This window comes from Variovorax cryoconiti, assembly GCF_051216395.1.
GTDB lineage: Bacteria > Pseudomonadota > Gammaproteobacteria > Burkholderiales > Burkholderiaceae_C > Variovorax.
This window is the reverse complement of the sequence record NZ_JBPJZI010000005.1, coordinates 1-12,919: the sequence shown is the minus strand read 5'-3', so window position 1 is coordinate 12,919 and position 12,919 is coordinate 1. Positions and strand designations below refer to the sequence as shown.

The window sequence follows — 12,919 nt, the reverse complement described above, 5'->3', positions numbered from 1 at the left end:
TTCTCCTAAGGATCTGCCGCGTGCGACTCAGCGTGCGGCCGCAATGATGTGTAGAAAGTCGGGTGCCTTGAGCGACGCGCCACCGATCAGGCCGCCGTCGATGTCGGGCTGGGCCAGCAGTTCCGCGGCATTGGCCGCGTTCATGCTGCCGCCGTAGAGGATGCGAATGCCGGCGGCGTGTTCGCTGGCGGCGTGGTGCAGTTGTGCACGCAGTACGGCGTGCACGCCCTGCGCTTGTTCGGGCGTGGCCGTCTTGCCGGTGCCGATGGCCCAGACCGGCTCGTACGCCACCACGATCTCGCTGATGCAATGGCCGTTGACATGGATGACCGCGGCAAGCTGGCGCTTCACCACCTCTTCCGTGCGACCGGCCTCGCGCTCTGCGAGCGTTTCACCCACGCAGACGATCGGCGTGATGCCGTTGGCGAGCGCGGCGGCCGTCTTGGCCGCCACGACGTCATCGGTTTCGCCGTGGTACTGGCGCCGCTCCGAATGGCCGACGATGGCATAGCGCACACCGAAGTCCTTGAGCATCGCTGCCGACTGCTCGCCGGTGAAGGCCCCCTGCGGCTGTGCCGAGATGTCCTGCGCACCCAGCGCGACAGGCGAGCCCGCCACCAGCGACTGCACCTGCGCGAAGTAAGGCGCCGGCACGCAGACCGCTACATCGCAGCCCGGCGTGCCGACGCCCTGCAGCAGCGCCTTCAGCAGCGCGTCGTTGGCCGACAGGCTGCCATTCATCTTCCAGTTGCCGGCAATCAGCTTGCGTGGGGTCATCGTCGTCTTGTTCCGTTGTTCACCAGCGCAGCACGATCTTGCCGATGTGCTGGTTCGATTCCATCAGGACATGGGCCTGCGCCCCGCCGCTGGGATCGCCGACGGCGGCAAAGGTGCTGTGCACGACCGGCTTGATCGCGCCGCTTTCCAGCAGCGGCCACACGGTGTCACGCAGCGCCTGCGCGATGGCGCCCTTGAAGGCGATCGAGCGCGGCCGCAGGGTCGAACCCGTGATGGTCAGGCGGCGACGCAGCACCAGCCCGGCGTTGACTTCGGCCTTGATGCCGCCCTGCACCGCGATGATCACCAGTCGGCCGTCTTCGGCCAGGCATTCGATTTCGCGCGCAACGTAGGCGCCCGCCACCATGTCCAGCACCACGTCGACGCCCTTGCCGTCCGTGATGCGCTGGATCTCGGCGACGAAATCGCTCGACTTGTAGTTGATCGCGTGGTCGGCGCCCAGCTTCAGGCAGGCCTCGCACTTGTCGTCGCTGCCGGCCGTGACGACCACCGTCGCGCCCATGGCTTTGCCGAGCTGGATGGCGGTCACGCCGATGCCGCTCGAGCCGCCCTGGATCAGCAGCGTCTCGCCCTTCTGGAGGCGGCCGCGTTCGAACACGTTGCTCCAGACGGTGAAGAAGGTCTCGGGCAGCGAAGCGGCGTCGAGGACGCTCCAGCCCTTGGGCACCGGCAGGCATTGCGCGACGGGCGCGACGCAGAGTTCGGCATAGCCGCCACCCGCCACCAGCGCGCAGACGCGGTCGCCGATCGCCAGGCCGGCATCGGCCAGGGCCTTGGCATCGCCCGCGACGATCTCGCCCGCCACTTCGAGGCCTGGCAGGTCGGACGCGCCGGGTGGCACCGGGTAGTTGCCGGTGCGTTGCAGCACGTCCGGACGGTTCACGCCGCTGGCCGCGACGCGGATCAGCAGCTCGCCCTCGCCCGCCACCGGGTCCGGCCGCTCGACGACACGCAGCACGTCCGGCGCGCCGAACGAAGTGATTTCAATGGCTTTCATGGTGGGAAAGAGGGGGCGGCTCGCACCGCCCGACCTCTTCTTCCTCAGCCTTGCTGATCGCCGCCGCGGTTGGCGTCCGGCGTCGGCTGTGCGGCGCCCTGCTCGGGTGCCTGCTCGCCACCGTTGCCGCGCTCTTCGAAGCGCGGCGGACGGTCACCGCGAGGCGCGCGATCGCCACGGTCTTCACGCGGGCCGCGATCGTTGCGCGGCGGACGGTCGCCGCGGTCTTCGCGCGGTGCACGTTCCTGGAACTCCATGCCGGCCGGACGCTCGGTCAGGGCCTTCATCGACAGCTTGACGCGACCCTTTTCGTCGGTCTCGAGCACCTTGACCTTCACGATCTGGCCTTCGCTCAGGTAGTCCTGCACGCGCTCGACGCGCTCGTGCGCAATCTGGCTGATGTGCAGCAGGCCGTCCTTGCCGGGCAAGAGGTTGATCAGCGCGCCGAAGTCCAGGATCTTCGTGACCGGGCCTTCGTACACCTTGCCGATTTCGACTTCCGCCGTGATCTGCTCGATGCGCTTCTTGGCCAGCTCGGCCTTTTCCGGGTCGACCGATGCGATCGTGATGGTGCCGTCTTCGTCGATGTTGATCGTCGTGCCGGTTTCTTCCTGCAGGCCGCGGATGACCGCGCCGCCCTTGCCGATCACGTCGCGAATCTTCTCCGGGTTGATCTTCAGCGTGGTCATGCGGGGCGCGAAGTTCGACACCTCGGCCTTGGCTTCACCCATGGCTTCCTGCATCTTGCCCAGGATGTGCATGCGCGCTTCCTTGGCCTGGGCCAGGGCGACCTGCATGATTTCCTTGGTGATGCCCTGGATCTTGATGTCCATCTGCAGCGCGGTGATGCCGTTGGTCGTGCCGGCCACCTTGAAGTCCATGTCGCCCAGATGATCTTCGTCGCCCAGGATGTCGGTCAGCACCGCGAAGCGGTTGCCTTCCTTGATCAGGCCCATGGCGATGCCGGCCACGTGGGCCTTCATCGGCACGCCGGCGTCCATCATCGACAGGCAGCCGCCGCAGACCGACGCCATCGACGACGAACCGTTCGACTCGGTGATTTCCGACACCACCCGAACCGTGTACGGGAACTCTTCCTTCGACGGCAGCACGGCGACGAGCGCGCGCTTGGCCAGGCGGCCGTGGCCGATTTCGCGGCGTTTGGTCGAGCCCATGCGGCCGACTTCGCCGGTGGCGAAGGGAGGCATGTTGTAGTGGAACAGGAAGCGGTCTTCGTACTCGCCCATCAGCGCGTCGATGCGCTGCGCATCGCGTTCGGTGCCGAGCGTGGTGATGACCAGCGCCTGCGTTTCACCGCGGGTGAACAGGGCCGAACCGTGGGTGCGCGGGAGCACGGAATTGCGGATCTCGATCGGGCGCACGGTGCGCGTGTCGCGGCCGTCGATGCGCGGCTCGCCTTCGAGGATCTGGCTGCGCACGATCTTCGATTCGATCGCGAACAGCAGGTCGTTGACCTTGCCCGAATCGAAAGGCTCGCCGCTTTCCTTCAGCGCGGCCATCACGCCGGCATTGGCTTCGCGCAGGGCTTGCGTGCGCGCTTGCTTGCTGCGGATCTGGTAGACCGCGCGCAGCTTTTCCTCGGCCAGGCCATTGACCTTGGCGACGAAAGCTTCGTCCTCGGCCGGTGCCGACCAGTCCCACACCGGCTTGCCGGCGTCACGGACGAGTTCGTGGATCGCGTTGATCGCGACAGCCGCCTGCTCATGGCCGAACACCACGCCACCCAGCATGATTTCTTCCGACAGTTGCAGCGCTTCGGATTCGACCATCAGCACGGCCGCTTCGGTGCCGGCGACGATCAGGTCCATCTGCGAATCCTTGCGGGCGGTCTGGCCCGGATTCAGCACGTACTGGCCGTTGATGTAGCCCACGCGGGCGGCGCCGATCGGGCCGCTGAACGGGATGCCGGAAATCGACAGTGCGGCGGACACGCCGATCATGGCGGCGATGTCGGCATCGACTTCGGGGTTCAGCGACAGCGTGTGGATGACCACATGCACTTCGTTCAGGAAGCCTTCGGGGAACAGCGGGCGGATCGGGCGATCGATCAGGCGGCTGGTCAGGGTTTCATGTTCGCTGGGCTTGGCTTCGCGCTTGAAGAAGCTGCCGGGGATCTTGCCCGCGGCATAGGTCTTCTCGATGTAGTCGACGGTCAGCGGGAAGAAGTCCTGGCCGGGCTTGGCCGACTTGGAGGCGACCACGGTGGCCAGCACGACGGTGCCGTCGATGTCGACCTTGACTGCGCCGCTGGCCTGGCGGGCGATTTCGCCCGTTTCCAGGACGACGGTCTTGTCGCCCCACTGGAAGGACTTGGTGACTTTGTTGAAGAGGCTCATGTTTGCTCCTGATTTGAGAGCGGCGAACCACCGTATCGGCAGCACCCGCAGGGGTTGGAGCGCTTCGCAGAACACGATGCCATTCCAGTGAAGCTCGGCTCGAACCTCCCTGGAATGACACAGCTTCGCTCTGTTCTGTCGCTCCGAAAACTTGTTCGCGAAGTAAAAAACGCCTGAGCTAGCGGACTAACCCAGGCGTTTTTTGCATGCGATTCGAATTACTTGCGCAGGCCCAGCTTGGCGATCAGCGCGGTGTAACGGTCGGCATCCTTGGACTTGAGGTAGTCCAGGAGCTTGCGGCGGCGGCTCACCATGCGCAGCAGACCGCGGCGACCATGGTGGTCCTTGGCGTGCGTCTTGAAGTGGGGCATGAGCTCATTGATACGGGCGGTCAGCAGTGCGACTTGCACTTCGGGGCTGCCCGTGTCGTTGGCGGCGCGGGCGTTGTCCTTGACGACTTCGGCCTTGATGGAGGCTGCGATCATGATGATTTCCTTCGTTCCAAATAGTTTGACTTGCGGTGTGCGCTGGAACTGCACGCACCGTGTGCCTTGCGGCGGTTAGCCAAGGATTATAGCTCGCCCCCAGGTCGCGCTCACTGCGTGTAGCGCTCCGCACCCCCTACCGGGGGCAACACCAGCGGCCCGGCGAAGCCGGTTCCGCGGTGTTTCACGAACAGGCGCCGGACCTGCGGCCGGCGCCCGCTCATCGGATTGGCACGCCAGTCGGCTTATCTTTGAGCGGCGAGCCAGGTTTGGAGTCGGCGAACGCCTTCGACCAGCCGCTGCGGGTCCTTCGACGCGAAGCACCAGCGCAGCCAGCCTTGCGCCTCCGGGGCAAACGCGTTGCCCGGCGCCAGGCCCAGGCCGGCTTCGGTGACCAGCCGCTTGGCGACCGCGAGGGAATCGTCGAAGCCGTCGAGCTTGAAGAAGGCATACATGCCGCCCTTGGCCGGTGCCACCTGCACGCCGGGCACGGCCGCCAGCAACGGCACCAGCACGTCGCGACAGGCCTTCAGGTGGGCGACCACGCGCGGCGTGATGTCCGCACCGTGTTCGATGGCCGCGATGCCCGCGCGCTGGGTGAACACGCTCGCACACGAGGTGTTGAATTCGATCAACTTGCCCATTCCGTCCATCAACGCCGGCGGCAGCACCAGCCAGCCGAGGCGCCAGCCGGTCATCAGGAAGCTCTTGGAGAAGCTGTGGGCCACCACCAGGCGGTCGTCCGGCGCGGCCACGTCCAGGAAGCTCGGCGCGCAGCCGTTGGGCGTCGGCTCGAAGTACAGGCGCTCGTAGACCTCGTCGGCCAGGATCCAGGTGCCGGTCTGGCGGCAATGGTCGAGGATGGCGCGCTGCTCGTCGCCGGTCAGCGTCCAGCCGGTCGGGTTGTTCGGCGCGTTGACGATCAAGAGCTTGGTGCGCGGGGTGATGGCGGCGCGCAGCGCATCGAGGTCGAGCGTCCATTCGCCGTCGACCGGCTTCAGCGCGACGGCACGCACCGTCGCACCCATGATGGCCGGCTGGGCCACCAGGTTGGGCCACACCGGCGTCACGGCCACGACCTCGTCGCCCGCATCGACCAGCGCCTGCACCGCCAGCATCAGCGCGTTCACACCACCGGAGGTGACGGCGATGCGCGACGCATCGATCCGCGGGTGCAGGCTGCTGGCGTAGCCGGCGATCGCCTCGCGCAGCTCGGGCAGGCCCAGGTTGTGGGCGTAGAAGGTCTCGCCGCGCTGCAGCGAATCGATCGCGGCCCGGCGCACGACCTCGGGCGTGACTTCGTCGCTCTCGCCGAACCAGAAGGCGAGCACGTCGTCGCGGCCGATGCCGGCATTGGCGACTTCGCGGATCTTGGAGGCTTCGAGGTCGAGGATGGCTTGGCGCATGGTGGGGTTCTCCGGGCCCGCTCAGGGGCGTTGCATCTTGCAGGTGGTGGGCATCTCGGCACGCTCGGCGGCCACGGTCTTCACGACGCGAAAGCCGTAGCCCGAACCTTCGACGTCGAACTTCACGCCCGGCGCCCCCTGCCTGTCCATCATGCCCACGACCAGTTGTTGCTGAAACTGGTGGTCCGCCGCGCGCATGCGGCCGCGTTGGCCAGCCAGCGTGACGTCGGCCCGTTCCATGGCGCGCGCGACCGCGACGGTGTCGGTGCTTCCGGCGCGCTCGATCGCCTGGGCCAGCGACTCGACCAGCAACTGCATGCGCATGTGCACGTAGTCTTCGGACGCCTTCGGGAAGCGCGCGCGAAACGACTGGTAGAAAGCTTCGGACGGTGCCGTCTGCACGTTCGGCAGCCAGTCGGCCACCGCGATCACGCGGCCGATGCCGGCGTCGCCGATGGCCGCGGGCGCGCCCAGCGCGTTGCCATAGAAGGTGTAGAAGCTCCCGTTGAAGCCGGCCTCGCGCGCCGCCTTGACCAGCAGCGTCAGGTCGTTGCCCCAGTTGCCGGTCATCACGGCCTGCGCACCGCTGGCGATGATCTTCATGGCATAGGGCGAGAAATCCTTCACCCGGCCCATGGGATGCAGTTCGTCGCCCACCACCTGCACGTCGGGCCGCAGCGCCGCGAGTTGCCGCTTCGACTCGCGCAGCACGGCCTGGCCGAAGCTGTAGTCCTGGCCGATCAGGTAGACACGCTTGAGCGACGCGTCGTCCTTCACCACGTCCATCAGCGCCGTCACACGCATGTCGGCATGGGCGTCGAAGCGGAAGTGCCAGAAGCTGCAGCGCTCGTTGGTCAGCACCGGGTCGACCGCGGAGTAGTTCAGGAAGATGACCCGGCGCGACGGGTCGCGCTCATTGTTCTTGTCGATGGCATCGACCAGCGCCGCCGCCGTCGCCGACGAGTTGCCCTGCAGCACGATGCGCGCACCGTCGTCCATGGCGGCGCGCAGTGCCGACAGCGCCTCCTCGTTCTGGCCCTTGCTGTCGTAGCGGTCGAGCTGCAGCTGGCGGGCACCGCCCGGCAGCTTGACGCCGCCGCGGGCGTTGACGCGCTCCACGGCCCAGAGGATGTTGCGAAACACGGCCTCGCCGGTGTTCGCGAAGGGGCCGCTCATGCTTTCGATCAACGCCAGGCGGATGGGAGCCGCGGACTGGGCCTGCACCGCCGGCGCGGCAGCCGCGACGCATAGCGCCGAGGCCGCGAATTTCAAGGCCCGGCGGCGCCAAATAAAGCTCTGATTCATTCTCTTGAAACGCGTGCGCGCATGCCTAGATGAGGTGGCAAGCGGCACTCATGTTGAACGGCCGCGCAGTGTACGGGACACACCATTCTTGTCCCCATCGTGTTCATCCTCTGGAGTCTCACCATGTTCTTTGCACCCGCCGTCCGCACCGCCCGCTTCGCCCCCCGCGCCTTCGACCGCAGCTTCGAACGCTTCGTCAACGATGCGTTTCCCAGCGGCCCGCAGCGTTCGCTGAACGTCGAGCAGGACGACAAGACCTGGACGCTCAGCCTGGACGTGCCTGGCCTGTCGCGTGACGACCTCAGCATCGGCATCGAAGGCCCTGTCGTCCGCATCGAAACCAAGGCCGACGCCAAGCGCCCCTTCAAGGCCGCCTACGAACTGCCGCAGAGCATCGACGTCGCCACCAGCGACGCGCGGCTCGAAAACGGCGTCCTGACCCTCAAGCTGGGCAAGGTCGTGCCCGTGAGCCAGGTGCAGCAACTCGCCATCAACTGAGGGCGCGCGGAAGCGGCACCTTGCCGCTTTTACTTACACTTTTCCCTCAATACGCCGGCCGGCCACATTTGTGGCCGGCTTTTTTTATGCTTCAATCTGAAAGGTGTGTAAAAGATCACGCCAAGTGATTGTTTTACAAAACTATTTTCTTAATTCGAGGTCGCGCTTCCGCTGAAAAGCCCGTGTTCAGCGGGGCCTCGGCATGAAGGGGCTCCCCGTTGGACACACATCTGCAGACCGCCAAGCCAGGCCAGCGTTCGGACACGCTCCTGGTGTTCCTGCCAGGTGCCTTTCTGAAGCCGGAGGAGTTCGAACGAGAGGGTTTCGTCAGCGCCGTGCGCGAGCGGGACCTGGCGGCCGACGTCATGCTGGTCGACGCGAACGTGTCGTACTACTACGACCAGAGTTTCGTCCAGCGGCTCAGCGACGACGTGCTGGCCCCCGCGCGCAGCGCCGGCTACGCCGCCATCTGGCTGGTCGGTATCTCGATCGGCGGTTTCGGTGCCCTCACCCATGAACTGAGCCGCCCCGGCCTGGTCGAGGGCATCGTCGTCCTCGCACCCTACCTGGGTCGCCGGCCGATCGGCGCCGAAATCCAGAAGGCCGGTGGATTGCGCGCCTGGAAGGCGCCCGAAGCCCCGACCGACGACGAGATCGACCGCAAGCTCTGGCCCTGGCTGCAGCAGTACGCCGACCCGCGCCCGGCCGGCGCACTCCCGCCGCTGTACCTGGGTTACGGCCTGGCCGACCGCTTCGCCGCGAACCACCAGCTGCTGGCCGACGTGCTGCCCGACGGGCACGTGTTCACGACCGAGGGCGGCCACGACTGGCCGCAATGGTCGCGCCTCTGGCGCAGCCTGCTCGACGTGCTGCCGCTTCCTTCGTCCACGACCCCGAAGACGCAGCCTGCTGCCGCCCTGCCCGTCGCGGCCTGACGCACCGGCCGCGACAATGGGCGGTCCGGCACACCCGCTGCCGCTCATTCAGGGAAGATCGCATGAAGCCACTCCGGGGGACCACCCTCGCCTGCGCCTGGACGCTCCTGGCCGTTGCGGCCACCCACGCACAGGCCACCGCCACCGTGGTCCCGCTGCCGGCACCTTCCGCGGGTGCCCAGGTCCAGGTCTTCTTCTCCCCCGACGACGAAACCGATCGCGCCATCGCCCAGGCCATGGCGCAGGCGCGGCAGCGTGTCTGGATCGCGGGCTACTACTTCACGTCGTCGGTCCTCGCGAAAGCCATCCACCAGGCGCGTGAACGCGGGCTCGACGTCCGCGTCGTGCTCGACCGCTCGCAGGTGAGCCTGCGCTATTCGAGCGCGACCTACTTCCACAACCACGGCGTGCCGCTGTGGATCAACGCGCGCTACCCGGTCATGCACCACAAGTTCGTGGTCATCGACCAGGACACGGTCGGCTTCGGCTCGATGAACTTCACGCGCGCCGGGGCCCAGCAGAACGCCGAGAACTTCAACCTGTTCCGCCGCTGGCCCCAGCTCGCGGGCACTTATGCGGCCGAGTTCCAGCGGCTGCAGAAGGAATCGGCGACCTACCGGCCCGGCATGGTGTTCGACGCCGACGGTAGCGCCGAGGAAAAGCCGTAGCGGTGCCTGGGTTCAGGCGCCGATCTCGCGCCAGATCGCCGACAGCGTCACCGTCTTGTCGACGCCACCGCGCTTGATCGCTTCCTTGGGCATGCCGAACACGACGCAGCTTTCCTCGTCCTGCGCCACGGTACGCGCGCCGGCGTTGTGCATCTCGAGCAGGCCCGCCGCGCCGTCGTCGCCCATGCCGGTCATGATGATGCCCACCGCGTTGGCGCCGGCGCACTTGGCCACCGAACGGAACAGCACGTCGACCGACGGCCGGTGCCGGTTCACCAGCGGGCCGTCCACCACGTCCACGTGGTACTGCGCGCCGCTGCGCCGCAGCACCATGTGCTTGCCGCCCGGGGCGATCAGCGCGCGGCCGGGCAACACGCGGTCGTTGTGTTCGGCTTCCTTGACGGCGATGCGGCAGACGCTGTCGAGGCGGCTGGCAAAAGCGGCGGTGAACTTCTCGGGCATGTGCTGCACGATCACGATGCCCGGGCACACACGCGGCAATGCCGTCAGCACCTCCTCGAGCGCCTGGGTACCGCCGGTTGACGTGCCGATGGCGACCACGCGCTCGGTGGTCTGTGTCATGGCGCGGCCGGCACCCGGCGGCAGGATCGCATCGGCCGTGAGCTTGGCGACCGGTTGCAGGGGCGCGGCCTCGCGCCGCGGCGCCAGCCGCCGCACGTTGGCCCGGGCGGCCTCCCGCACGGTGGTGACCAGGTCGTCCGCCGCATCCGTCAGGAACTGCTTGAGCCCCAGCTTGGGCTTGGTCACGATCGCCACGGCGCCGGCGGACAGCGCCTCCAGCGTGGTCTTGGCGCCCTGCTCGGTCAGCGTGGAGCAGATCACCACCGGCGTCGGGCGCTCCGTCATGATCTTGCGCAGGAAGGTGATGCCGTCCATGCGCGGCATCTCGACGTCGAGCACGATCACGTCCGGCCACTGGCGCCGCATGCGCTCCATCGCAAGCAGCGGGTCGGCTGCGGCGTGCATGACCTCCATGCCCGGGGTGGCGTCGATCAGGGCCGTCAGCACCTGGCGCACGACCGCCGAGTCATCGACCACGAGAACCTGGATCGCTTTCATTCGGTAGCGCCTTCGTGCGTGGCCATCAGGGTTTGCGGTAGACCGCGGGCGCCATCTGCACGACGTCGGTGTTCACCTCGTTGAGACTCTCCGAATGGCCGATGAAGAAGAAGCCGCCGCGCTTGAGCGGCGCCAGCACGCGTGCCACCACCTGCCGCTTGGTCTCGCCGTTGAAATAGATCAGCACGTTGCGCAGGAACACCACGTCAAAGAGCCCCAGGTCAGGCAGCCGCTCGTTGAGGTTGGCATGCGCGAAGCGCACCTTCTGGCGCAGCGAGCGCTCGACCAGCAAGGTGCCCTGCTGATCGCCCATGCCCTTGAGGCAGTACTTCTTGAGGTAGTTCTGCGGGATCTGCCGCACGCGCTGTTCGGGGTAGTGGCCCACGCGAGCGCGCGCGAGCACGCGGGTGCTGATGTCCGTTCCGAGCACCTCGAAGGGCCGCTCGCCCAGGCAATCGGCCAGCACCATCGCGATGCTGTAGGCCTCTTCGCCGCTCGAACTCGCCGCGCTCCACACCCTGAACGGCCCGGGGCCGGTGTGGGCCGTCGCGGCGGCGCGCAGCAGTTCGAAATGCTTGGGCTCGCGAAAGAAGTAGGTCTCGTTGGTCGTGAGCAGGTCGACGGCGGTCTGCACTTCGTCGGGCGCATCGCCCTTCTTGAGGAGGGCGAAATAGGCAGCGTAGCCATCCAGGCCGTGCGCGCTCACCCGCTTGGCCAGGCGCCCGCAGACCAGCGCCTTCTTGGACGGCGACAAGGTGATGCCCGCAGCATCGAAGATGAAGCGCTGGAAGTTGGCGAAGTCACGGTCGGAGATGGTCTGGCTGTTCATGGCGAGGAGGGGTGTGCCGGCGCCTGCAACGGCGCCAGGCGTTCTTGACAGGTGGCCGCCCAGGCTTGCAGGTCCGGCCCCGTCATCGCTGGCGCGATCAGCCATCCCTGGCCCTGCGTGCAGCGAAAGGACTGCAGCAGCCGCCAGTCGTCGACGGCATCGACACCCTCCGCCACCGTCGCGAGCTGCAGCCGGTGCGCCAGCTCGACGGCCGATTCGAGGATGGTGCGGATGCTCTTGCGCCGGTGCGCGCCGCAGACGAAGGCCCGATCGATCTTCAGTTCGGTGAAGGGAATGCGTGTGAGCTGCTGCAGCGACGAGAAGCCGGTGCCATAGTCGTCGATCGACAGCCCGAAGCCCTTGAGCCGAAGGCGCGCGAGCACGCCGGGCGCAGACCCCGTGGCATCGACCACCGAGCTTTCGGTGACCTCCAGAATCACCTGCTCGGCGCGCAGCCGGTAGCGCCGCTGCAGCTCGCAGATCTGCATCACGATCTCCGGATGCACGAGCAGCCTCGGCGACAGGTTGATGGCCACCGACAGGACGAGGCCCTGCTCGTTCCAGGCCGCGCACTGGGCGAAGGCCTGTTCCATGATCGACAGCGTGAGCGCGTGGATCAGGCCGGTGCTCTCCGCGATCGGGATGAACTCGTCCGGCGGAACCATGCCGAGCGTGGGATGCGACCAGCGCGCCAGCGCCTCGACACCCTGCAGCGCACAGCTTTGCGTATCGACCTTGGGCTGGAAGTGCGGGACGATGGCGCGCTCGGCAATCGCCTGGCGCAACATCGCCACGGTGATCGGCAGGCGCAGCAGGCGGCTTCGCGAAGGAATGGTGGCGAGAAACGAGCTCCCGGCGCTCAATGCATTCACCAGGTTCTCGTGCGTCAGCGGCTTGCGCAGACCGGCCACGACCGAATGGCCCAGGGCCTGCACCGATTCGATCAGGGGATGTTCCCGGGAGGACACCAGCGCGATCGGCACATGCACGCCACGCCGGTGCAGTTCCTCGATCAGTTCGATGCCATCCATCCTGGGCATCTCGAGATCGACGATGAGCAGGCCGGGCATCACGTCGAGCGCCTCGATCGCGGCCAGTGCCTCCAGCCCATCGGCCGCTTCGTGCACCGCCGCGATGCCGAGCGCACGGCAGAGCGCCACAGCGTGCTGACGCTGCACGGCGCTGTCGTCGACGACCAGGATCGATCGCTTCAGGAGAGCGGGCGCCATCGCTTGCATGGTCGGCGACTCAATAGCTCGCGAAGTGGCTCTCGTCCACCTCCGCCGCGTCGGCGCCCGCCAGCGCCAGCCTCGGGTTGCCGCTCTTGCGGCCGGCCACCATCGGCTTGGGCGCCTTGGTCACGGCGCTCTTGACCGGTTTTCGCACCGACGCCGCAGCCGCCACACCGGCCAGCTTGAAGAAGCTCATGGTGCGCTGCAGCTGTTCGGCCTGGCTGCTCATCTCCTCGGCCGTCGCCGCCAGCTCCTCCGAGCTGGTCGCGTTCTGCTGCGTCGTCTGGCTCAGCTGGCTCACCGCCGCGTTGATCTGGCCCACGCCCGAC

General features: G+C 67.1%; 13 protein-coding genes and 1 pseudogene. 4 read left to right on the top strand and 10 right to left on the bottom strand.

Annotated elements, in window-relative coordinates; translation table 11 throughout:
• Positions 1-27: 27 nt before the first annotated feature.
• From tpiA to ACSFA2_RS13895, 6 genes are all read right to left on the bottom strand, one after another.
• Complete coding sequence (gene tpiA / locus ACSFA2_RS13920; RefSeq protein WP_286645437.1) at positions 28-777, bottom strand: triose-phosphate isomerase; 750 nt, start codon at positions 775-777, stop codon at positions 28-30.
• A 19-nt stretch (positions 778-796) separates the two neighbouring features.
• Positions 797-1,795 (bottom strand): NAD(P)H-quinone oxidoreductase, encoded by a 999-nt coding sequence (locus ACSFA2_RS13915; RefSeq protein WP_435455906.1) that lies wholly within the window; start codon positions 1,793-1,795, stop codon positions 797-799.
• Between the two features lie 44 nt (positions 1,796-1,839).
• Positions 1,840-4,152, bottom strand: a complete 2,313-nt coding sequence (gene pnp / locus ACSFA2_RS13910) for a polyribonucleotide nucleotidyltransferase (protein ID WP_435455905.1) — start codon at positions 4,150-4,152, stop codon at positions 1,840-1,842.
• Between the two features lie 218 nt (positions 4,153-4,370).
• On the bottom strand, positions 4,371-4,637 hold the full coding sequence (gene rpsO, locus ACSFA2_RS13905) for a 30S ribosomal protein S15 (protein ID WP_435450976.1): 267 nt from the start codon (positions 4,635-4,637) through the stop codon (positions 4,371-4,373).
• 245 nt (positions 4,638-4,882) lie between these two features.
• Entirely contained in the window at positions 4,883-6,043 is a 1,161-nt protein-coding gene (locus ACSFA2_RS13900; protein ID WP_435455904.1) for a pyridoxal phosphate-dependent aminotransferase, read from the bottom strand.
• A gap of 21 nt (positions 6,044-6,064) precedes the next feature.
• The gene (locus ACSFA2_RS13895; RefSeq protein ID WP_435455903.1) at positions 6,065-7,219 is read right to left on the bottom strand and encodes a branched-chain amino acid ABC transporter substrate-binding protein; all 1,155 of its coding nucleotides are present in this window, start codon (positions 7,217-7,219) and stop codon (positions 6,065-6,067) included.
• Between ACSFA2_RS13895 and ACSFA2_RS13890 the strand changes: the two genes are divergently transcribed.
• The 4 genes from ACSFA2_RS13890 (at position 7,218) to ACSFA2_RS13875 (ending at position 9,449) form a co-directional block, all read left to right on the top strand.
• Positions 7,218-7,343 carry a hypothetical protein gene (locus tag ACSFA2_RS13890; protein ID WP_435455902.1) on the top strand — a complete coding sequence of 42 codons (126 nt, stop codon included), beginning with the start codon at positions 7,218-7,220 and terminating at the stop codon, positions 7,341-7,343. The genes ACSFA2_RS13895 and ACSFA2_RS13890 overlap by 2 nt on opposite strands.
• A 128-nt stretch (positions 7,344-7,471) precedes the next feature.
• Positions 7,472-7,846, top strand: coding sequence for an Hsp20/alpha crystallin family protein (locus ACSFA2_RS13885; RefSeq protein WP_435455901.1), 375 nt, complete (start codon positions 7,472-7,474; stop codon positions 7,844-7,846).
• A gap of 218 nt (positions 7,847-8,064) precedes the next feature.
• Positions 8,065-8,781: an alpha/beta hydrolase gene (locus ACSFA2_RS13880; protein ID WP_435455900.1), complete on the top strand. Its 717-nt coding sequence runs from the start codon at positions 8,065-8,067 to the stop codon at positions 8,779-8,781.
• Between the two features lie 62 nt (positions 8,782-8,843).
• The gene (locus tag ACSFA2_RS13875; protein WP_435455899.1) at positions 8,844-9,449 is read left to right on the top strand and encodes a phospholipase D family nuclease; all 606 of its coding nucleotides are present in this window, start codon (positions 8,844-8,846) and stop codon (positions 9,447-9,449) included.
• Positions 9,450-9,461: 12 nt separating this feature from the next.
• Here ACSFA2_RS13875 and ACSFA2_RS13870 read toward each other — a convergent pair whose 3' ends face one another.
• The 4 genes and pseudogenes from ACSFA2_RS13870 to ACSFA2_RS13855 form a co-directional block, all read right to left on the bottom strand.
• Entirely contained in the window at positions 9,462-10,529 is a 1,068-nt protein-coding gene (locus ACSFA2_RS13870; protein ID WP_435455898.1) for a protein-glutamate methylesterase/protein-glutamine glutaminase, read from the bottom strand.
• A 25-nt stretch (positions 10,530-10,554) separates the two neighbouring features.
• Positions 10,555-11,358 (bottom strand): CheR family methyltransferase, encoded by an 804-nt coding sequence (locus tag ACSFA2_RS13865; RefSeq protein ID WP_435455897.1) that lies wholly within the window; start codon positions 11,356-11,358, stop codon positions 10,555-10,557.
• A complete protein-coding gene (locus ACSFA2_RS13860) occupies positions 11,355-12,587 on the bottom strand; it encodes an EAL domain-containing response regulator (protein WP_435455896.1) in 1,233 nt (410 codons plus the stop codon). Before ACSFA2_RS13860 ends, ACSFA2_RS13865 begins: the two co-directional genes overlap by 4 nt.
• Positions 12,588-12,606: 19 nt before the next feature.
• Positions 12,607-12,919 (bottom strand): annotated as a pseudogene (locus ACSFA2_RS13855) (methyl-accepting chemotaxis protein); the annotation flags it as partial.